This window comes from Jiangella asiatica (genome assembly GCF_004349065.1).
In the GTDB taxonomy this organism is placed as follows: domain Bacteria; phylum Actinomycetota; class Actinomycetes; order Jiangellales; family Jiangellaceae; genus Jiangella; species Jiangella asiatica.
Genome location: NZ_SMKZ01000003.1, coordinates 73,480 through 94,469, shown reverse-complemented (window position 1 = coordinate 94,469; position 20,990 = coordinate 73,480). Strand labels below are relative to the sequence as shown.

At 69.4% G+C, this 20,990-nt stretch carries 18 protein-coding genes; 14 read left to right on the top strand and 4 right to left on the bottom strand.

The features are described 5' to 3' along the window. Nucleotides 1-24 precede the first annotated feature (24 nt). The 12 genes from E1269_RS03600 to E1269_RS03545 all read left to right on the top strand — a co-directional run bounded on the left by E1269_RS03600 (nucleotide 25) and on the right by E1269_RS03545 (nucleotide 14,897). Nucleotides 25-954 (top strand): ABC transporter permease, encoded by a 930-nt coding sequence (locus E1269_RS03600; protein WP_131891316.1) that lies wholly within the window; start codon nucleotides 25-27, stop codon nucleotides 952-954. Further along, nucleotides 951-1,835, top strand: coding sequence for an ABC transporter permease (locus E1269_RS03595; RefSeq protein ID WP_131891313.1), 885 nt, complete (start codon nucleotides 951-953; stop codon nucleotides 1,833-1,835). Before E1269_RS03600 ends, E1269_RS03595 begins: the two co-directional genes overlap by 4 nt. Nucleotides 1,836-1,878: 43 nt before the next feature. Further along, nucleotides 1,879-3,408, top strand: a complete 1,530-nt coding sequence (locus E1269_RS03590; RefSeq protein WP_131891310.1) for an ABC transporter substrate-binding protein — start codon at nucleotides 1,879-1,881, stop codon at nucleotides 3,406-3,408. After that, nucleotides 3,401-4,432: an ABC transporter ATP-binding protein gene (locus tag E1269_RS03585; protein WP_131891307.1), complete on the top strand. Its 1,032-nt coding sequence runs from the start codon at nucleotides 3,401-3,403 to the stop codon at nucleotides 4,430-4,432. The genes E1269_RS03590 and E1269_RS03585 overlap by 8 nt, the downstream gene beginning before the upstream one ends. Before the next feature lie 22 nt (nucleotides 4,433-4,454). Then, nucleotides 4,455-5,288 (top strand): ATP-binding cassette domain-containing protein, encoded by an 834-nt coding sequence (locus E1269_RS03580; RefSeq protein WP_131891304.1) that lies wholly within the window; start codon nucleotides 4,455-4,457, stop codon nucleotides 5,286-5,288. Further along, nucleotides 5,285-6,898 (top strand): FAD-dependent oxidoreductase, encoded by a 1,614-nt coding sequence (locus E1269_RS03575; protein ID WP_131891301.1) that lies wholly within the window; start codon nucleotides 5,285-5,287, stop codon nucleotides 6,896-6,898. The genes E1269_RS03580 and E1269_RS03575 overlap by 4 nt, the downstream gene beginning before the upstream one ends. Beyond that, nucleotides 6,898-7,842: a dihydrodipicolinate synthase family protein gene (locus tag E1269_RS03570; protein WP_131891298.1), complete on the top strand. Its 945-nt coding sequence runs from the start codon at nucleotides 6,898-6,900 to the stop codon at nucleotides 7,840-7,842. Before E1269_RS03575 ends, E1269_RS03570 begins: the two co-directional genes overlap by 1 nt. After that, entirely contained in the window at nucleotides 7,839-9,683 is a 1,845-nt protein-coding gene (locus E1269_RS03565) for a glycosyl hydrolase family 28-related protein (RefSeq protein WP_162606216.1), read from the top strand. Before E1269_RS03570 ends, E1269_RS03565 begins: the two co-directional genes overlap by 4 nt. A gap of 19 nt (nucleotides 9,684-9,702) precedes the next feature. Further along, complete coding sequence (locus E1269_RS03560) at nucleotides 9,703-11,535, top strand: fumarylacetoacetate hydrolase family protein (RefSeq protein WP_131891292.1); 1,833 nt, start codon at nucleotides 9,703-9,705, stop codon at nucleotides 11,533-11,535. After that, nucleotides 11,532-12,797, top strand: a complete 1,266-nt coding sequence (locus E1269_RS03555; RefSeq protein ID WP_131891289.1) for a sulfatase family protein — start codon at nucleotides 11,532-11,534, stop codon at nucleotides 12,795-12,797. Before E1269_RS03560 ends, E1269_RS03555 begins: the two co-directional genes overlap by 4 nt. Then, complete coding sequence (locus E1269_RS03550) at nucleotides 12,794-14,065, top strand: sulfatase family protein (RefSeq protein ID WP_131891286.1); 1,272 nt, start codon at nucleotides 12,794-12,796, stop codon at nucleotides 14,063-14,065. The genes E1269_RS03555 and E1269_RS03550 overlap by 4 nt, the downstream gene beginning before the upstream one ends. A 253-nt stretch (nucleotides 14,066-14,318) precedes the next feature. Continuing rightward, the gene (locus E1269_RS03545; RefSeq protein WP_131891283.1) at nucleotides 14,319-14,897 is read left to right on the top strand and encodes a dihydrofolate reductase family protein; all 579 of its coding nucleotides are present in this window, start codon (nucleotides 14,319-14,321) and stop codon (nucleotides 14,895-14,897) included. Between the two features lie 99 nt (nucleotides 14,898-14,996). Here the strand turns inward: E1269_RS03545 and E1269_RS03540 are convergent, their stop codons facing one another. Further along, a complete protein-coding gene (locus E1269_RS03540; RefSeq protein ID WP_131891280.1) occupies nucleotides 14,997-15,443 on the bottom strand; it encodes a hypothetical protein in 447 nt (148 codons plus the stop codon). On the opposite strand from E1269_RS03540, the gene E1269_RS03535 reads away from it, so the two are divergent. Both E1269_RS03535 and E1269_RS03530 read left to right on the top strand, forming a co-directional pair. Further along, entirely contained in the window at nucleotides 15,433-15,702 is a 270-nt protein-coding gene (locus tag E1269_RS03535; protein ID WP_203432859.1) for a type II toxin-antitoxin system Phd/YefM family antitoxin, read from the top strand. The genes E1269_RS03540 and E1269_RS03535 overlap by 11 nt on opposite strands. Further along, nucleotides 15,668-16,096, top strand: coding sequence for a type II toxin-antitoxin system VapC family toxin (locus E1269_RS03530; protein ID WP_338033551.1), 429 nt, complete (start codon nucleotides 15,668-15,670; stop codon nucleotides 16,094-16,096). Before E1269_RS03535 ends, E1269_RS03530 begins: the two co-directional genes overlap by 35 nt. 73 nt (nucleotides 16,097-16,169) lie before the next feature. Here E1269_RS03530 and E1269_RS03525 read toward each other — a convergent pair whose 3' ends face one another. From E1269_RS03525 to E1269_RS03515, 3 genes are all read right to left on the bottom strand, one after another. Continuing rightward, nucleotides 16,170-17,606, bottom strand: coding sequence for a sulfatase family protein (locus E1269_RS03525; RefSeq protein ID WP_131891274.1), 1,437 nt, complete (start codon nucleotides 17,604-17,606; stop codon nucleotides 16,170-16,172). An 85-nt stretch (nucleotides 17,607-17,691) separates the two neighbouring features. After that, nucleotides 17,692-19,983: an arylsulfatase gene (locus tag E1269_RS03520; RefSeq protein ID WP_131891271.1), complete on the bottom strand. Its 2,292-nt coding sequence runs from the start codon at nucleotides 19,981-19,983 to the stop codon at nucleotides 17,692-17,694. After that, nucleotides 19,968-20,828: a tripartite tricarboxylate transporter substrate-binding protein gene (locus E1269_RS03515; RefSeq protein ID WP_162606215.1), complete on the bottom strand. Its 861-nt coding sequence runs from the start codon at nucleotides 20,826-20,828 to the stop codon at nucleotides 19,968-19,970. The genes E1269_RS03520 and E1269_RS03515 overlap by 16 nt, the downstream gene beginning before the upstream one ends. Between the last annotated feature and the right edge of the window lie 162 nt (nucleotides 20,829-20,990).

Below are 20,990 nucleotides of genomic sequence, written 5' to 3'. Positions count from 1 at the left end.
CGCAGCGCCGAAGGGACCGCCCCGGTGACCTATTTCATTGTCAAGCGGCTGGCGATCGGCCTGCTCACCATCTGGGGTGTCGTCACCGCCGTCTTCATCGTCGTTCGGCTCGCACCCGGCGACCAGGCCACGGTGGCACTGGGTCCGGACGCGACCGCGGCGGACATCGAGGCGCTACGGCACACGCTCGGCCTCGACCGGCCCCTCCTGCTCCAGTACTTCTCGTACCTCGGCGATGTCGTGAGGTTCGACTTCGGCGAGTCCTATCGATTCGGCCGCCCGGCCATGGATCAGGTCATCGAGCGCTTCCCGGCTACCGTTCAGCTCACCCTGGCCGCCACCGTCATCGCGATCGTCGCCGGCCTGATCCTGGGCGTCGTCGCCGGCAAGAAGCCGGGGAGCGCCCTCGACCGGGCGGTCTCCACGGTCGCCCTGGGCCTGCAGGCACTGCCTCCGTTCTGGGTCGGCATCATGTTCATCCTGATCTTCGCACTGCAGCTTCAGGTGCTGCCCAGTGCCGGCGGCGGCAGCCTCGCGAACCTCGTCCTGCCTGCGGTCACGCTGTCGATTCCCTTCACCGCACTGGTGGCCCGCATGACCCGCAGCGGCGTGGCCGAGACGATGTCCGAGGCCTTCGTCCAGACCGCCCGGTCCAAGGGCCTCACGGAGGCGCAGGTGCTCACCGGCCACGTCGTGAAGAACTCGCTCATCCCGGTGGTCACCGTCGTTGGTCTCCAGGTCGGCACGCTGCTTGGTGGCGCCGTGATCATCGAGACGGTGTTCGCGTGGCCCGGGCTCGGGTCGCTGCTGGTCAGCGCGGTCGGGAACCGTGACTACGCGGTCGTCCAGGCGGCCACCGTCCTGATCGCGTTGTGCGTGATCGTCCTCAACCTGGCAGCCGACATGGTCAACGCCAAGCTCGACCCGCGGATCCGTCTGGAGGCGCGCCGATGACCCAGTCGGACATCCTGCTCGCCGAGGCCCCCGGTCCGGCCGTACCGCCCGCCCGGCGCCGGCGTCGCCGGCCGCTCGCGGCGATTCCGTACGTGATCATCGGCATCTACGTGCTCGCGGCGGCGATCGGCCCGGTCCTGATCGACTACGACCCGGTGGCCACCGAGGTCACCGAGCGCCTGCTACCCCCGGGATCGGCGACGGAGTCCGGTACCGCGTGGCTGGGCACCGACGCCGTGGGGCGAGACGTTCTGGCGCAGGTCGTGTACGGCGCGCGGACGTCGTTCATCATCGGCATCGCCGTCGTCACGCTGTGCGGCCTGATCGGTGTCGCGCTCGGCGCGATCGCGGGGTACTCCGGTGGCCTTTCCGACGCCGTCGTCTCGCGGACCATCGACATCCTGATGGCGTTCCCCGGCATCCTGCTCGCCATCGTCATCGCCGGCCTGCTCGAGCGCGGCATGCATGTCGTGATCATCGCGTTGTCGGTCGGCGGCTGGGTCGGCTTCGCCCGGCTGTCGCGCAGCATCACGATGTCCACCCGGGAACGCGACTGGGTGGACGCCGCCCGGATCATGGGCGTCTCCAAGTCCGCCACCCTCACGCGGCACATCGTGCCGTTCCTGGCCGGGTCGGTCGTCGCCCTGGCCACCATCGAACTCGCATCCGCCGTGCTGTCCGAGGCGGCGCTCAGCTTCCTCGGTCTCGGTCTTCCCCCGGACATCGTGTCGTGGGGGCAGGCCATCGCGGGCGGCCGGGAGCACCTGGGCACAGCCTGGTGGATCACGGTCTTCCCCGGTACCGCGCTCACCATCCTGGTCATCTGCATCGGCCTGGTCGGCGACAGGCTCACGCGGCGGTTCACGCGCAAGCGGGACTAGGGCGCTGACCCGCTCACCTCCAACGACGAAAGGACTCCCGCACATGACTATCCGCACACGGCGATCGCTGGCGGCGGGCGCAGGCACCGTCGCGCTGCTCATCGTTGCCGCTGCCTGCTCATCCGATGACCCGGCGTCGCAGACCGGTGGCTCGGAGTCGGCCGGCGGCGACCTGACCGTCGCCGGGCCGATCCCGATCGAGAACCTCGACCCCCACGGGGCGGCGAGCCTCGACGCCGGCACCCAGCTTGCGGCCCGGGCGATCTTCAGCCAGCTCGTCGTCAGCAGCGGACCCGGCGAGTTCGAGGGGGAGCTCGCGGAGTCGTGGGAGCCCAACGCCGACACCAGCGAGTGGACGTTCACCCTGCGTGAGGGGGTCGAGTTCTCCGACGGCACACCGGTCACGTCGGCCGACGTCGTGGCCTCGTTCGAGCGCGTCCTGGCCGGGGACGGTCCGCTGGCCGGCAACTTCGGCGGGTACGCCGCGGCCGCTCCCGACGACTCGACCGTGGTGTTCACCTCCGGAACACCGGACGCGGCGTTCCTCGGGAAGATCTCGTCGTTTTTCGTCACTCCGCAGGCCGCCGCGAACGAAGGCTTCTTCCAGGAGCCGATCGGGTCCGGCCCGTTCGTCGTGGAGTCGTTCGAACCCGGGGCGACGCTCCAGCTCGCGCCGAACCCCGGCTACTGGGACGGCGAGCCGGCCCTGGACTCCCTGGAGTTCCAGTCGATCCCCGAGGTGGCGGCGCGGATGACGGCGCTACAGACCGGCGAGATCGACATCACCTGGGCCATGCCCGACGACCAGATCGCGCAACTGAAGTCGGACTCCAACCTCACGGTCGAGAACGTCGCGAGCCCGGCCGTCTTCACCATGTGGATGAACAGCTCAACGCCGGCCCTGCAGGACCCGGCCGTGCGGCGGGCCCTGTGGCAGGCGGTCGACTTCGAGTCGATCATCGGCTCGTTGTACCCGGAGACCGGAACCCCGGCGGACTCCCCGATCAGCCCCGCCGTGCTCGGCTACGCACCGCAGGAGCCGGTGCCGTACGACCCGGAGGCCGCCAAGGCGGCGCTGGACGCTGCCGGGTTCGACTACGAGAACACCGTGATCCGGTGGCAGTTCTCGCAGGCGAACTTCCGGAACTTCGTCGACGCGGTGGTCTCCGACCTCGCCGAGATCGGCGTGACCGTCGAGCCGATGGAGAAGGAGCAGGCGGTCTTCCTCGAGGACCTGCTGGCGCTGAACTGGGACATGAACCTCCAGCAGCTCGGGACGCAGGGCTTCGACGCGGCGACCAACCTGGGCCGTCTCTACACGTGCGAGGCGAACCGCATCGGCTATTGCAACGAGGAGCTCGACCAGATCCTCGCCCAGGCCGGATCTACGAGCGACACGGCGCAGCGCGAGGACCTGTACGCACAGGCGATCGAGATCATCTGGGACGACGCGGTCGGCATGTACCCGATGTTCGTCGAGCAGCCGTACGCGTGGCGGACCAGCGTGGAGGGCTTCGAGCCGGTCTCGGACGGCGTGCCGTACTTCGACGAGGTCACGGTCTCGGGTGACTGATCAGTACTCGTCCACCGCCGCGGCACCCGCGGCAGGCGACGCCGCCCCCGCACCCGGAGCGCCTCTGCTCCGGGTGGAGGACCTCGAGGTCGTGCTGCCGTCGGGTGCCACTCCAGGTGTCGTGATCGACAAGGTGTCCTTCGTCGTGGACGCCGGCCGCACGACCGGTCTCATCGGGGAGTCCGGGAGCGGCAAGACGATGAGCGCGATGTCGATCGTCGGGTTGCTACCGCCGGAGGCGGAGACCGCGGGTCGCGTCACCTGGCGGTCGGAGGACCTCCTCACCGCGGCCGCCCACCGGCTCCGGCAGGTGCGGGGCCGGGAGATCGGCGTGATCTTCCAGGATCCGCTTGCCGCCCTCAACCCGATCCAGACGATCGGCAGGCAGATCGGCGAGATCTTGCGGCGCGGCGGCATGTCGCGTCGGCAGGTCCGAGCCCGGGTACTGGAGCTTCTGGACCGGGTCGGGATCCCGGACCCGGATGATCGGATCGACGTGTACCCGCACGAGATGTCCGGCGGCATGCGGCAGAGAGTCATGATTGCGATGGCACTGGCCGGAGAGCCGCAGCTGATCATCGCGGACGAGCCGACGACCGCCCTCGACGTCACGACCCAGGCGCGCATCCTCCGGCTGCTGGCGGATCTGCGCGAGCAGGAGCACATGGCGATGCTGTTGGTGAGCCATGACCTGCGGGTGATGGCGCACGTCGCCGACGATGTGGTGGTCATGTACGCCGGTCGGGTCGCCGAGCGCGGCCCGGCGCGGGAGGTGCTGGAGCACCCGCGGCACCCGTACACCCGCGCGCTGGCGAACAACGTGCCTGCGGTCAGCACGAAGTCGGCGATCGCCGAGCCGCTGCAGGGCGCCCCGGCCAACCCGTTCGACCGGCCCACTGGGTGCGCGTTCCATCCGCGTTGCCCGATGGCTCGGGACCGCTGCCGCATTGAGGTGCCGGTGCTGCGCGAGGTCGAGCGGGGCCGGTTCAGCGCCTGCCACTACGCCACGGAGCTGGCGTCATGACATCGCGCCGAGAAGGTGAGTCGTGAGTTCGCACGTTCTGGAGATCCGTGACCTGAGGGTGGCGTTCCCCGGACCGCGCCGGTCGCTGCGCGGAGCTCGGACGATCGTCCGGGCCGTCGCCGGCGTCGACCTGGACGTCCAGGCCCGGGAGACGCTTGCCCTGGTCGGCGAGTCCGGGTCGGGGAAGTCGACCGTCGCGCGCTGCGTCCTCGGGCTCGTCCGCCCGCAGGAGGGCAGGATCACGTACGAGGGACGGGCACTCGGCCCGATCGACAAGCGGCCGGCGGAGTTGCAGCGCGCCATCCAGATGGTGTTCCAGGATCCCGGCTCGTCGCTGAACCCGCGGATGACCGTGGGCGCGATCATCCGCGAGGCGTGGAAAGTCCATCCCGCGGTCGCGCCGAAGGGCGATCGCCGGCAGGCGCTGGCGAAGGTGCTCGCCGACGTCGGCCTCGACGCGGGCGTCGGCGGCCGTCGCCCGTCGGCGTTGTCCGGTGGCCAGCGCCAGAGGGTGAGCATCGCTCGAGCGCTGGCGCTGCGGCCGCGCCTGCTGGTGTGTGACGAGGCGGTGTCGGCTCTGGACGTGTCGGTCCAGTCGCAGATCCTGCGCCTGCTCGTCGATCTCCAGCGCACGCACGACCTGTCGATCCTGTTCATCACCCACGACCTCGCGGTGGTGCGGCAGATCGCGGACCGGGTGGCGGTGATGAACAGGGGCGAGCTCGTCGAATGCACGACAGCCGAGCAGCTGTTCACGGCACCCGCGCATCCGTACACGCAAGGGCTGTTGAGCGCCGCCCATGACCTGGAAGGCGCGAACGTTGGGTTCGAGAACACACGGGAGCAGATCAGTTGAGTACAGACGCGGGCCTCCGCACCGACATCCTGATCGTCGGCGGAGGTGTGGGCGGGGTCGCGGCGGCTCTGGCGGCGTTGCGACGCGGCCGGTCGGTGATCGTGACGGAGGAGTACGACTGGCTCGGCGGGCAGCTCACCAGCCAGGCTGTCCCGCCGGACGAGCACCCGTGGATCGAGCAGTTCGGCTGCACGCGCTCGTATCGCGCGTTCCGTGCGGGGGTGCGCGACTACTACCGAACCTGGTACCCGCTCACCGCGGCCGCGCGCCGCCAGGCCGAGCTGAACCCGGGCCTGGGCCGGGTGAGCCGGCTGTGCCACGAGCCGCGGGCGGCGCTCGCCGTCATGGAGGGAATGCTCGCGCCGTACCGTTCGGCCGGCACGTTGCGCGTCCTGACCGGGTACCGCGCCGTCTCCGCGAACGTCGACGGCGACCGGATCACCGCCGTCACCGTCGCCTCCCGTTCGGGGGACGAAGTGACCATCGAGGCACCCTTCGTCCTCGACGGGACCGAGCTCGGCGACCTCCTGCCGCTGGCCGACGTCGAACACGTCATCGGGTTCGAGTCCTCGGCTGACACGGGCGAGCCCAGCGCGCCCGCGGAGGCCCAGCCGCTCAACCAGCAGGCGTTCTCGTGGGTGTTCGCGGTCGAGCACCTCGACGGCGAGGACCACACGATCGACCGTCCCGACCAGTACGGCTTCTGGCGCGACTACGAGCCGGAGATCTGGCCGGATCGCCTGCTGAGTCTCACCGCGCCGGATCCCCGCACCCTGGAGCCGCTCACCCGCACGTTCGTGCCGCACGCCCACGCCGGCCCGATCGTCGCCGATCAGAGCGCCGACCCGGGCGACCGGGACCTCTGGCTGTTCCGCCGCATCTTCTCGCGCGAGCAATACGAGCCGGGCTTCGCGGCGAGCGACATCACCGTCGTCAACTGGCCGATGATCGACTACCTGCCCGGGCCCTTGGTCGGGGTCTCCGACTCTGAGCGGGACAAGCACCTGGACGGGGCGCGGCAGCTCTCGTTCAGCATGCTGTACTGGCTGCAGACCGAGGCGCCACGTCCCGACGGAGGTACGGGCTGGCCCGGGCTCCGGCTGAGGCCGGAGGTCATGGGCACTGCCGACGGCCTGGCCATGGCCCCGTACATCCGGGAGTCCCGCCGGATCCGCGCCCAGACGACCGTCGTGGAGCAGGACCTATCGCTCACCGTGCGTGGGGAGGCCGGCGCGGTTCACTACCCGGACTCGGTCGGGGTGGGCATGTACCGGATCGACCTCCATCCCTCCACCGGTGGCGACAACTACCTCGACGTTCCCAGCAGCCCGTTCCAGATCCCCCTCGGTGCGCTGCTGCCGATCCGGATGCGCAACCTGCTCGCCGCCGGGAAGAACATCGGCACGACGCACATCACCAACGGCTGCTATCGGCTCCATCCGGTCGAGTGGAACATCGGCGAGGCCGCGGGCGCCCTGGCCGCGCACTGCCTGGCCAACTCCCTCGCCCCGGAGCAGGTGCGCAGCGACGCCGCCCGGCTCGAGACCTTCCAGAGCGAGCTCGTCGCCGACGGGTTCGAGCTCGCCTGGCCCGAGGTGAAGGGCTACTGATGGCCGACGGGACAGCCCTGCTCGGCGGGGTCACCGTGCCGCTCGTCACGCCGATGGACGCGACCGGCCGGCCGGCCGCGGAGCAGGCGCGAGACCTGCTCGGCGCGCTGGCCGGGGCCGGCGTGGAGAATCTGATGCTGTTGGGCAGCAACGGCGAGGGCCCGCTCCTCCCGACGTCCGTGCTCGGCCCGTTTCTCGAAGGCGTGATCGAGGACTGGCGGTCGCTCACGCACGGCGGTGTGGTGACGGTGAACGTCACCGCGCCGGGCACGCTGGACGCTCTGGACCGGGCGGCGATCGCGGCCTCGGCCGGAGCGGACGCGCTGGTGATGAGTCCGCCGATCTACTTCCACCATCGCGACGACGAGATCGTCGACCACTACGCCGCCCTGGCCGTCACCGGGCTGCCGGTGATCGCCTACAACGCGCCGCGATACAGCATCCCGATCACAGCCACCGTGCTGGACGGGCTGCTCGAGCTGGACCACGTCGTCGGGATCAAGGACAGTTCCGGTGACCTGGAGTTCCTGGGTCATCTCGTGGATCGCGCCCAGAGCTGCTCGGGCTTCGCCGTCAGCCAGGGTGCGGAGACGCAGCTCGCCGCCGCGCTGGACATGGGCGCGGACGGCATCACGCCCGGCGTCGCCAACCTGGCACCGGGCCTGTCGCTGCGCCTGATCGCGGCGCACGAGGCCGGCGACCGCGACGAGGTCCAGCGCCTCCAAGACCAGATCACCGCGCTCACGAAGCTGCACGCCATCCGGCCTGGCACGCCGGCTGTCAAGGAGATCCTCGCCCAGCGGTCGCTCTGCCCACCGTACGTCGCGCCACCCCTGCGGCGATGCACTCGAGCGGAGAGTGCGGATCTCCGGAGATTCATGTCACCGCACGAGACCCAGCTACTCCACCCAACGAAGGGACAAGCAGCATGGTCACTCCCGTGAACAGGCGTCATCTCCTCCGTACCGCGGGCATCGCGGGAGTCGCCACCGCGACGCTCGGCGCCGTCAGCGCGTCGGCGCAGGCAGCACCCGCCGACGTGGCGAACGCGACGACCCCCCAGGACTTCGGCGCCGTCGGTGACGGCGTCGCCGACGACACCGACGCCATCCAGCAGGCCATCGACGCCCAGCTGACCAAGGCCAACAAGATCGTCTACTTCCCGCCCGGCACCTACCGGATCACCCGGACCCTCGTGATCCCCGACATCGAGCACGTGGAGAACAGCCCGGACTTCAACCGCATCGTCCTGGCCGGCGCCGGCACCATGGGCTCGCGAACCTCGATCATCCGCGTCGACTTCGACGGCACCGGCATCGCATGCGGGGCACCGCTGGCCGCGTTCCGGGGCCTCGCCTTCGTGGTCGACAGCAGCCAGCAGAACGCGGTGGCGATCCAGACCAAGCGGGACGACAGCCTCGGCCAGGGAATCTCCAACAGCGACGACATGGACGCGACGATCACCGAGTGCACGTTCGTCGACTTCAACATCGCGGCGAAGCACGTGGGCCGGGGCATGGTCTTCACGAACAACCTCGTCGCCGTCGGCAACATCGGGCTGGACATCTCCTGGCCGGTCGACGGAATCAAGGGCGACAACGTCCACGTACTGCCGTACGGCATGCGCAAGTGGCTCATCGAGGGCAACCACTTCCACAGCATGAGCTTCGCGATCACGACGACCGGAGCCGATGCGCACAACTTCCGCGGTGCGATCATCGCGAACAACGTCCTCGACATCGGCCGACGGTTGTTCACCGGAGGAATCATCAACTCGACGTTCACCGGCAATGTCGTCGAGAACGGGGCCACCAACGCCACCGACGCCTCGGTGATCTCCGTGAAGTCAGGTGGCTCGAACCTCACCTTCACCGGAAACGTCCTGGGCGGCGGTGACCCAAGCGGGGGCGCTCGGCCGAGACACGCCATCGAGTTCCGCCCCGAGGCGACCGCGCGCAACGTCACGATCACCGGGAACAGTTTCAACTGGGTCGACGGGTCGCCGGTCTACTTCGCCACGGCGGCGGCGGAGGTCACGGTCTCGGCGAATTCCTTCGACAACTGGAACCTCCTGGCTGAGGAGCGCTGGGCGGCCGTGCGCGTCAACGGCGACGCCACGGACATGTCGGTGATCGGGAACGTGTTCGGCGCGAACTCCGTCGCGGGCGCACCGCCAGTGCGGGTGATCGGGACGCTGTCCGGTTCCACGATCGTCGGCAACCTCTTCGACAACACCGCGGGCGTCGTGTACGCCGAGGGGATCGGCGACGAGAACTACATCGAGCGGCGCAGCGTCGGCGCCAACCAGCACGAGCTCACCGCGGCGAAGAACGGTGCGCTTGTGGTCCGGTCTACCGGTGCGCTCGATCCCGACGCCGACGCGTTCGGCAGCTTCGTCGCCGCCTCGGAGCAGGCGACCGGCGCAGGACCGGGGGTGAAGGGGGGCGTGCGGGTCGTGCCGGCCAACGAGTCCGGCGCGGCCGCCGTCGAGCTCCTCTGCTCGACGAACGACTCCAACGGCGTGCCCGCCATGCGGGTGGACATCAACGGGCTGATCCCGACCGCCGACAACGTTCGCGACATCGGGTCGGCGGATCGGAAGATCCGTACCGTGTTCGCGCACAATCTTCAGCTCACGGCCGTGCCGGCCGCCGAGCTGCCGGAACCCACGCCGGGTGCGGTGGCCTTGGTACAGGACACGTCGACTAGAGCCGGCCTGCTCGCCATCGCCGACGGTACGAGCTGGCGCCACCTGCCGCTGGGCAGCCCGGTCCGGAACTCCTGAAAGTCGAAGGGACCAACTCGTGCGGCTCGCCAGTTACCTCGTCGACGGCGCCGAACGGTGGGGGTTCGTCGTCGACGAGCCGGCCACCGAGCAGGTGTGGGTGGTCGAACCTGCGCGGGCCGAGGCCCACCTCGTCCGGTACGCGTCGATCCCGTCGTCGGGCGTGGTCGCCAGTCGTCCCCGGTTCCTCGGCGACGACTGGCCGGCCACGCTCGTGGAGTTCCTCGCCCTGGAGGGCGAGGGCATGGCCGCGCTGTCGCGGCTGGCAGCGTACGTGGAGCGGTTCGTGGCGCAGTCGGACGCGACGCTCCTGCCGAGCGCCGGGTCCGCCGTGGAGGATGTCGAACTCCTGGCTCCCGTTCCCCGGCCCCGGCTCTACTGGGGACTGGTCGCCAACGCCCCGTCGTTCGTGCGGAACAACCCGAACACCCGCATCCTCAATCTGTTCCCGCTCGGACATCAACGGCCGCAGGGGGCGGCGATCGGACCCGGGGCGCCGGTCACCTTCAGGCACGGCCACCACCTGCCCCTCATGGCCTTCAACGTCGAGCTGGCCGTGGTGATCGGCAAGGCCGGCCGGTACATCCCGCTGAACCGGGCCATGGACCACGTAGCCGGCTACACCGTGGTCAACGACGTATCCGGCACCTACTACTACGGACTCGTCCCCGGCAACGCCGGCCGCGGTTACTCGCTGCCGGAGCGCTACAGCGACTGGCTCTACCAGGCGACCGCCTCCTGGGGCGGGAAGAAGGCCGACACGCTCGCTCCCATGGGTCCGTTCCTCGTGACGAAAGACGAGATCGGCGATCCGTACAACCTGCTGATGTACACCCGGCAGTCGGGGCGAACGCGGGACCGGGCCCACAGCGGGGCGACCTTGCTGGGGATCGAGCGCGTCATCTCCTGGTATTCGTCGTTCGCCTCGCTGCACCCGGGTGATGTCATTCACTTCGCGACCATGGGGGTAGATGGGCTGCCGGTGTTCCCGGACGACACCGCCGAGCCGCGGACGCGCCTGGAAGTCGAGATCGAGGACGTCGGCACCCTGGTGAACCCGGTGGTCGTCGCCGAGGGTCCGGGCCGGCCGGCGGTGCCGATGGAGTCGCACCCGTCCTATGCGGTGCGGGAGCTCGCGACATCCGGCGCGTCGGCCATCGAGTCGCCCGAGGCTTGGACGGCCGGGTCGCCTCGGCACTTCTACACGTCGTTCGGCAACCACACGGCCGCTGAGGAGCTCGACGGGCTTGCCCGGCTCGAGGTGCCGCGATTCCTCAACGGTCCCGCGAGCTCCATCGCGAGCAGCGGGTGCGTGGTCGAGATCCCGCCGCGTGCGACCGACCTCGTCGTGAGCATCGAGCTCGCCGTCGTGGCTCGTGCGCTCGCGGCCGAGGTGGAGGACGGGCGGGAGATCGTGCTCGGGTACACGCCGGTGGTCGCGGTGTGCGACCGTTCGTTCGCCGACGCGGTCGTTGAGCCGGCACGGACCGGCGAACGCGGCGCCCCTGTCATGTACGGCCGGTGGGCGGACGGGTTCAACGTCGTGGGTGACCCGCTCACACCGCTGCCCGAACACGACTGGCGTGACCGGGGCATGTCCCTGCAGGTCGGTGACCGGGTGGTGAGCGGTTCGACGTCGGAGTACGTCGCCGGGCCGGACGACCTGATCAGGACCATTTCGGCCATGATCACGCTGTTCCCCGGCGACGTCATCACGCTGGGGTCGACCGCGGCCCGGCTCGTTCTCACCCGGGACGAGTACGAGGCCGGCGTCGTCGTCCGCGGCAAGATCGATGGCCTCGGCGAGGTAAGCGCGGATCTCGTGCCGCACGGGTCGGCGGGCCGCGCATGACCACCGCGGCGCGCCCCAATGTGGTGCTGATGCATTGGCACGATGTCGGCACCCATCTGGGTGCGTACGGTCACGGCGACGTCACCAGCCCCGCCGTCGACCGGTTGGCGGCCGAGGGCCTCCGCTTCGACCGGGCGTTCTGCACGACGCCGTTGTGCAGCCCGGCGCGGGGCTCCTTGTTCACCGGCCGCTACCCGCACACGAACGGGCTGATGGGCCTGGTGAACAGGGGATGGGAGTACCGCCCGGGCGAGCGGACCGCACCGGCGCTGCTGTCCGAGCTCGGCTACCGGACCGCTCTCATCGGTCAGCAGCACGAGAGCCACGACCCGTCCCGGCTCGGCTTCGACGAGGTGTATGCGTGGCCCGCGGGCGCGGCGCGCTGCGGGCCGGTGTCGACGACGGCGGTGGAGTGGCTGGAGGCAGCGCCGGTGGAGCCGTTCTTCCTCACGGTCGGCTTCTTCGAGACGCACCGCCCGTACCCGGCGGCGGAGTACCCGCCGGCGGACCCGGCCACGGTCGAGGTGCCGCCCTTCGTGCCGGACAACGACCACACGCGCGAGGACCTGGCCGCGTTCCTCGGCTCGATCCGGGTCGCCGATGCCGCCACCGGCCGCGTCCTCGATGCCATCGACCGGGCCGGCCTCGCCGACACCACCCTGGTCCTGTTCACCACCGACCACGGGATCGCCTTCCCGCGAGCGAAGGGAACACTGTACGACCCGGGCATCCGGGTGGCGTTCATCGCCCGGCCGCCGCGCTCGTGGGGCGTCGCGGCAGCGGCTCCGGGCGGGCTGCTCAGCCACGTGGACGTGCTGCCCACCCTGCTCGAGCTGGCCGGCGGCGAGGTCCCGCCGTTCGTCCAAGGGCAGAGCTTCGCCGCCGTCGTTCGCGGCGAACCCGGCCCACGGCGCACCGAGGTCTTCGCCGAGAAGAACCACCACGACGAGTACGACCCGATCCGCGGGATCCGCACGGATCGGTACGCGTACATCCGCAACCTCGAACCGGGCACGCCGCCGAAACTGTCGGGCGACATCCAGCACAGCCCGGTGCGGCGGGGCCTGGGGGACGAACAGCTGCGGCCGCGACCCGCCGAGGAGCTCTACGACCTCGACGACGACCCGTGGCAGCTGCGCGACCTCGCGGAGGACGCGTCGTACGCGCTGGTGAAGGCCGATCTCGCGGCGCGCCTCGAGACGTGGATGATCGAGACCGACGATCCGGCGCTGGACCAGCGGAAGGAAGCAGGGACACGATGAGCGACCAGCCGCCGACACGGGCCCAGCCGAACATCGTCCTGGTGGTGATGGACGACCTCGGCTACGGGGACCTCGGGTGCATGGGGAACACGATCCTGCGCACGCCGCGGATCGACTCCGTCGCCGCCGACGGGATCACCCTGCGCCACATGTACGCGGCCTCGGCGGTGTGCACCCCGTCGCGTGCGGCGCTGATGACCGGGCGGTATCCGCAGCGGGTCGGGCTGCCGAAGGTGTTGAACCCGCGTGACGGCACCGGCCTGTCGGCGTGGGAGTACACCCTGCCGGAGATGCTCCGCGACGCCGGCTACCGCACGGCGATGTTCGGCAAGTGGCATCTGGGGTGCCGGCCGGAGCACTACCCGACCCGGCACGGGTTCGACGAGTACGCCGGGCTTCTCTACAGCAATGACATGCATCCGGTCGAGCTGTTCGAGGGGGAAAAGATCTCCACCGCCGATGTCGACCAGGCGAGGCTCACCGCTGCCTACACCGACCAGGCCATCGACTTCATCGAGCGGCACGCCGACCGGCCGTTCTTCGTCTATCTCGCGCACACCATGCCGCACGTCCCGCTGCACGTGGAGGACGAGTTCGCCGGCCGGTCGGCCGGCGGCAGATACGGCGACGTCGTCGAGAGCCTGGACCACCACATCGGCCGCCTGCTCGACACGCTCGACGATCTTGGCCTGGCCGACGACACCCTCGTCATGGTGACCAGTGACAACGGGCCGTGGTTCGAGGGGAGCACGGGAGGGCTGCGCGGGACAAAGCTGCACACCTACGAGGGCGGGATCCGGGTCCCGTTCGTCGCGCGCTGGCCGGGGCGGATCCCCGCGGGCGCGATGTCCGACGCGCCGGTGTGCCTGTTCGACCTGCTGCCGACATTGGCCGCTCTGGCCGGCGGGACGGTGCCTCAGGACCGGCCGATCGACGGCGTGGACGTGTCCGCCGTCCTCGCCGGCGGGCCGATGCCACGACGCCGGCCGCTGTTCTTCTTCCACTGGTGGACGCTCAACGCCATCCGGTCGGGCCGGTGGAAGCTGCACCTGGACCGCTTCCCCCGCGACCAGAACCGGGCGCAGGGCAGGGAACTGCCCCAGCTGTTCGACCTCGAGTCCGACCCCGCTGAGACCTACGACCTCCGGCACGGGCATCCCGACGTCCTCGAGCACCTCACCGGCCTAGCGACGTGCTTCGAGGCTGAGATCGCCGGCCAACGCCTGGCCGCGGAGGCCCGAGCGGCGGGCCGAGCGACCGCGGGGTAGCCGAACCACCTCGAGTTCAGCGGCCATCGCGGGCTTCACGCTCCCATTCGATCTGCACCGAGTGCGGCAAAGGCCACGGAGATCCAGGCTCCGCCGACCACACCGCAGACGATGCTCGCGAGCACAGCGATCAACAGCGCCTTGGGCAGGAACGCCAGGTCGGGCCTGCTCCGGGTGGGCAACGGCGATGAGTTCCGCGGTGGCTGCCAGTCTGCATCCTCACACCCGCTCAACCGGACTCGAGGAGAGCATCATGACCGCTACGTACACCTTCGACGTCTTCTCCAGCCTCGACGGCTTCGGCGCCGCCAGCGGCAACTGGACCGGCTACTGGGGCAAGCAAGGCCCCGAGCTGCTCGACCGCCGCCTCGCCCTGTACGGCGAGGAGCAGCGGATGGTCTTCGGAGCCAACACGTATAGGGCGTTCGCGCGAATGCTGGCCTCGAGCACCGAGGAGTCCGAGGTCCGTGACCCATGGGTCACCCAAATGAGGAGCCTGCCGGCAACTGTGGTGTCGACCACGCTGGAAGGGCCCCTGGATTGGCCGGACGCGACCGTCGCGAGCGGCGACGCGGTCGACGTCGTCGCCCGGCTCAAGAAGCAGTCGGAGGTGCCGTTGCGCTCGCACGGCAGCCTGTCGATGAACCGGGCCCTGATGGCCGCCGGTCTGGTCGACCGCGTCCAGGTGACGCTCTTCCCCGTGATCACGGGCCAGACCGGAGCGGACCCGATCTTCCGGGGTGCGGCGGACTTCGACCTCGAGCTGATCGAGAGCCGGACCCTCGACGGCCACATCCAAGAGCTCGTCTACCGGCCCACTCTGCATACTTGAGTCAGCCGAGCGGCAGCAGAGAACCACGACACGTGTTCACCTCGGTTGGCAGTGTGCGGTTGGACTCGGGAAGATCGCCCGCGTTGCGCTCCCCCGCAGTCACAGGTTCAGGGACAGGTAGGTTGTGCGGGGTTCAGCCTGTACGACGTTGCCGGTCCCGGCCAGCTCGACCCGCCACGGCACGTCGTCGCGGTCAGAGGTGACCTCGATCCGGGCGCCGTGGCGCTGCACCCGGTAGACGGCACGTGCGTCGCCATCCGCCGCGGGCACCACCAGGGTGGAGTCGTGGCCGTCGGTGGTGCGGGCTTCATCCCGATCTGCCGGCGACGACCACAGGACCGGCACCGCCACGGTGATGCACAGTTCGTCGGCACGCCGCTGACGCCCACATCGTGATCCACCGCGGCGGCCAACAGTCAGCCGGTGAACGCCTGACATATCCAGCCCGACCACCCGCAGACCGAGGCCCACTTCCCGAACGGGGATCTCTGGAACCCCGTCGCCGAACCAACCGACCACATCGCAATGAGCTACAATGAAGAACATGACCGAGGTAGGTATCCGAGCGCTGAAGCAGAACGCTTCCGCAGTCGTCGCCGACGCCGCTGCCGGCGAGACGATCCAGATCACCGATCGTGGACGGCCCGTCGCCCAGCTGTCAGCCATCCCGTCCTCCCCGCTGCAACGCCTGCTCGTCGCCGGGCGCGCCCGCCCGCCGCGACGCCGTCTCAGCGACCTCCCCGCACCCGTCAGTGGGCCGAGCCTTTCCGATGAACTCGCCGCCATGCGAGCCGAGCGCCTCTGACATGGCGCACTACCTCGACACTTCCGCACTGGTGAAGCTCGTCGTCGCCGAGGCGGAGACGGCGGCGCTGCGAACCTGGCTCCAGGAGACCGACCGCACACCGGTGTCGTGCGACCTCGCCCGTACCGAACTCATACGCGCCGTCCGGCGCGCGGCGCCCGATCGAGTCGTCCAGGCCCGCGCCGTACTCGACTCGATCACGCTGATTCAGCTCGCGACAGCCACGTTCGAGGAAGCCGGACGCCTCGACCCGAGGCTCCTGCGCACGCTCGACGCCGTGCACCTGGCCGCAGCTCTGGAACTCGGTGACGACATGGAATCGATCGTGACCTACGACGAACGCCTGGCCGAGGCAGCGCAGAACAACGCAATCCCCGTCACCGCCCCGCGCTGACCAGACACCCCCGTGAGTGTCCGCCCCGTCGTGCCGGCTCCGCTCGGCACCACCGATGCCGCCGACCAGTTGGTCAGCGGTGCTGGGTCAGCCAGGCTCCGGTCCGCAGGTGGCTGTTCGCCCGCCAGAGCGAGATCTGCCGGGCCAGCTCGGCCTTGACCTCTGCGCAGGCCGGGTCGTCCCACCGGTCGTGCTCCTCGTCCGGATCCGTGTCCAGGTCGAACAGCTGACCCTCACCGTCCTCGAAGAACTCGACGTACTTCCACCGGTCGTCGCGCACCATCGTCATCAGCTCGGTACCGGTGAGGATCAAGTCCCGGGCGTGCTCGGAGAACACGTGCTCGCGTCCCGACCAGGCTTCGCCCCGCAGGGCCGGCACGAGCGACTCCGCCTCCATCCACTCCGGCGGTTCCAGTCCGGCCAGCTCCAGGATGCTCGGGCCGAAGTCCATCATCGAGACCAGGCCGTCGAGCTGCTGGTTGGCCATGACCCGCCGCGGGCCCCACACGATCGCGGGCACCCGCACGCTGGACTCGTACATCGTCCACTTCTGGCTGTGCCCGTGGTCGTTCAGGCAGTCGCCGTGATCGGAGGTGAACAGCACCACCGTGTCATCGAGGACCCCGCGCCGCTCGAGCTTGTCGAACAGCTGCCCGATCTGCTCGTCGATCATCGTGACATTCGCCAGGTAGTGCGCTCGCTGGCGGCGCAGCTGCTCTGGTGTCGGGTCCGGCAGGTGCCAGATCGCGTCGTGGTCGTTGACGAAGTTGTGCTCGCGTAGCTCTCTCAGCGCCCGCGGCTGTGCCTCGAGATCGGCGCTGGTGCGCTTGGGCAGAGGGATGTCCACGTCCTTGTAGTAATCGAGGTACCGCGGGACCGGGTCATAGGGCGGGTGCGGGCCGGGAAACCCGACCTGCAGGAAGAACGGCTCGTCGCCCGGATACGCTTGCAGCCACCGCTTCGCGAGCGCCGCCACGAAGTTGTCCGCATGCAGCTCCTCGGGCAGCTCCCATTCGAACGCGCCCAGCCGGGACTGGTAGTCGTCCCGCTTGGCGTAGGAGACTCGGCTGGGCTTGTCGACGTTGCGCACCCACAGGGCCTTATCCCACTCGTCGGTGAAGAACGGCAGCGCCGGGTGGTTACGGTCCTTGTTCTCGACCACGTACCGCTCGTGGAACCCTACCGACGTGTCGTACGGATACGTGTGCATCTTTCCGACGTTGACGCACCGGTAGCCGGCGCCGGCGAGGCGCTCTACCCACGAGTGGTGCCACCTCTCCTCGTTCCGCAAGACGCCCGTGGTGTGCGGGTACAGCCCGTGGAACAGGCTTGCCCGAGAGGGCGCGCACGACGGGGCCGTGACGTACGCTCGGGTGAACGTCGTCCCCTCGGCGACCATCCGGTCCAGGTTCGGCGTGTACGCGTGCGTGTGTCCCAGGGCAGCGATGGTGTCGAACCTCTGCTGGTCCGTGATGATCAGGACGATGTTCGGACGTTCGGACAGCGGCATGCTCACTCTTTCCGACTCTTTGGCCTCGTTCCGGGCGCTCAGGCGGTATCCACGGCGCGTGGGTCTCAGACGGCGCTGGCGACGGTCAGTCCTGGCGCAGGTCGTGGTCGGGCTCAACGGTTGCGGGGTTGTGGAACTCGACGATCAGCGGCTGCATCTCTCCTTCGAAGGCGAAGGGGGCGTCGAACCGGTCGCTCACGGGCGACGGAGCGTTGTGCCCGATTTGCGTGCTCATGGTGCCGAACCCGCCGATCATCGTCCGTAGTGGCAGCCGCTCCGTCTCCGTCTCGTCGACGCTCACGGATACGCGCGCCGATCCGAGCTCCACGTGCTCGACGTCGAGGACCACGACATGCCGCCCGGGCCCTGGAATCGGGCCGGCGTCGTACGTCTGTCGCTCACCCGCACGGTTGTACTCGAACACGACGCGCCCGTCCTGGATGAAGAGCACGAACCCGGCGGCGCGTCGCCCAAAGGCCAGCAGGACACCTTCCTCGTCGCCGCTCGGCATGCTCAGGTACGCCCGGACGGTGAATGACCGGTTCGCCCAGTTGGGACCGGCCACCCCGGTAAAGAGCCTTGACCCAGGGCTGAGCCGGAAGGATTGGCGGTTGCCCAGCGGCCCGCGGTCCAGGGCCCGTGACTGGAGGCGGTCGTCCAGGGGCAATACACCGTTCTGCGCCGCTTCGCTCCACCACAGCTGCTGCATCGCGTCCAGGATCTCCGGGCTCTCCCGGGCCCGGTCGTTGACCTCTGCGACGTCGGTGTCCAAGTGGTACAGCTCCCAGGGCTCATCCTCGTAGGACTGGCCCTCCGCGTGCCTAGTGACCGCCTTCCACCCGTCGCGCCAGATCGCGCGCGACCCGACCATCTCGAAGTACTGCGAACGACGACGGGTCGGTGCGGTCGCGTCGTCGAAGCTGTACCGCATCGATGTCCCGTGGACCGGCATCTGCGCGATCCCGTCGTACTCTCGCTCTAAGGTCACGCCGGCGACGTCGAGCACGGTCGGTGCAATGTCCACGACGTGGTGGAACTGATGCCTTAGCTCACCGAGCTGCTCGATGCCGCGCGGCCATCGGATGACCAGCGGCGCACGGACGCCGCCGCCGTGGTTGAACCTCTTGTAATAGCGCAGCGGGGTGTTCCCGGCAGCCGCCCAACCGGCCGGGTAGTGGTTGTGCGCCCACGGCCCGCCCAGCTCATCGAGGGCGGCCAGGTTGTCCTCCAGCCTGTCCTCCAGCCCCATGAAGTACCGGTACTCGTTGACCGACCCGCTGGGCCCGCCCTCACCGCTGGCGCCGTTGTCGGAGAGCAGCAGCACCATCGTGTCGTCGGCGATCCCGTGGTAGTCCAGGCACCGCAGGACACTGGCGATGGCGTCGTCGGTGTGCTCCATGAACCCGGCGAAGACCTCCTGCATCCGTACGGACAGGCGGCGTTGCTCGGGTGTCAGCGCGTCCCACTCGTCGACATCCTCGTTGCGCGGCGGCAGGACTGTCCCCGCAGGAACGATTCCGCTCGCGATCTGCCGTTCTAGGACGAGCTCACGCTCGCGGTCCCATCCGTGGTCGAAGCGGCCCACGTGGTTCGCGATGTATGACGCCGGCGCCTGGTGCGGGGCATGCGCTGCACCGAAAGCGAGGTACAGGAAGAACGGGCGGTCCTGGTTGGCCGACTGGTGGTCGCCGATGAACTGCCACGCGCGCCCGGCGAGGTCATCGGAGAAATGGTAGCCCTCCCGGCGCGGCGGGTCGACGAACTGGTTGTCCTGCCACAGTTGGGGCGACCACTGGTCGTCCTCGCCCCAGAGGAACCCGTAGTAGCGGTCGAACCCCTGCCCCAACGGCCAGTAGGTGAACGGACCCGCCGGCGACATGTGCGCCGGCGGGGTCATGTGCCACTTCCCGAGCGCGTACGTACCGTACCCGGCCTCGCGGAGCATCCGGGCGACGGTGGCAGCCGAGCGGGCCACCCGCCCGCGATAGCCGGGGTAGCCCGAGTCGAATCCCGCCAGGAACCCCATGCCCACCGCGTGATGGTTCCTGCCGGTCAGCAGGGACGCACGCGTGGTGGAGCAGAGGCTCGTGACGTGGAAGTTCGTATACCGCAGTCCCTGGTCGGCCAGGCCGTCCATCGCGGGCGTCAGGTTCCGGCCGCCGTAGCAGCCGAGCTGCCCGTATCCGACGTCGTCCAGGACGATCACGACAACGTTCGGTGCCCCGCGGCCAGGCCTGGTGTAGTCCTCCCAGTGCGGGCGGGTGTCGGCGACCGTCCGGCCGATGTGCCCGGGAAAGCCCCGAGTCGCCTCCGCCGCTGCGTCCGTGTGATCTTCCGTAGGTCCGGCTGCGTGCTCGTCGGTCACTGGTCTCCCCATCCCAACTGCTCGACGACGGGCTCGACCACGGCGAACTGGTCCTGGATCCCCTGCGTAGCGGCCTCGCTGTCCAGGTACGCGGTCCTGAACATCGAATCGGCGGCGAACTGCTGGAACGTGTCGCTCGTGACCGCCTGCTCGACGATGCCGGACAGTTCCTCGACGATCGACTCGGGCGTGCCCTTTGGCGCGAGTACCACCCGGGTGGGTGCGAGTGTCACGTCGTAGCCCTCGTCCTCCACCAACGGAGCGTCCATTCCCGCCACGGTCTCGGAGCTGAACATGCCCAACACCCTCATGTCACCCGACGAGACGTACTGGCTGGCAAGCGGCGTCTGCGCCAGCGTGACGTCCACCGTCCCGTTGAGCAGCGCGGCCACCTGCTCCCCAGGCGGAAACCCGACGTACTCATAGTTCGGCGCATCCGCGGCGCTCGCCAGCTGCGCGATGTTGAGCGCGGGGATACCCCGCCCGGAGGGCCCGCCGACCTTCACCACCGGGTCGCCCTGCGCGGCCTCCACGTATGCCCCCAGGTCGCTCAGCTCCGAGTCCGCCCTGGCCAGCAGCACGATCGGCGACACGTCGGTCTGCGCGATCACGTCGAAGTCGGTGTCCGCGATCCCGTACCCGGTGTCCTGGGTCAGCGGGAAGAGAGTCAGCGCGGCGGCCGGCGCGAGCCCGATCGTGTAACCGTCCGGCTCCGCCTCCTTCAGCGTGGTCAGCCCCTGGGCCTCCGTGCCGTAGTTCTGCACCACGATGGACACGTCCAGCTCTTCTTCTGCCAGCTTGGCGATCTGTCGTGCGATCGCGTCGTTGGACGAGCCGGCCGCGCCGGGGATGACCATGGTGATGGTTCCCGACGGATAAGACTCCTCGTCCTGCCCATCCGATGTGGTGCACGCAGCAGCAGCTATCGTCGCCACGCCCGCCACGGCGGCGGCCGTGTACCATCTCGACCTCGGGTTCTCGGTCATGTTCGCCTTCCTCTCAGGTCATCAGCGGAATGC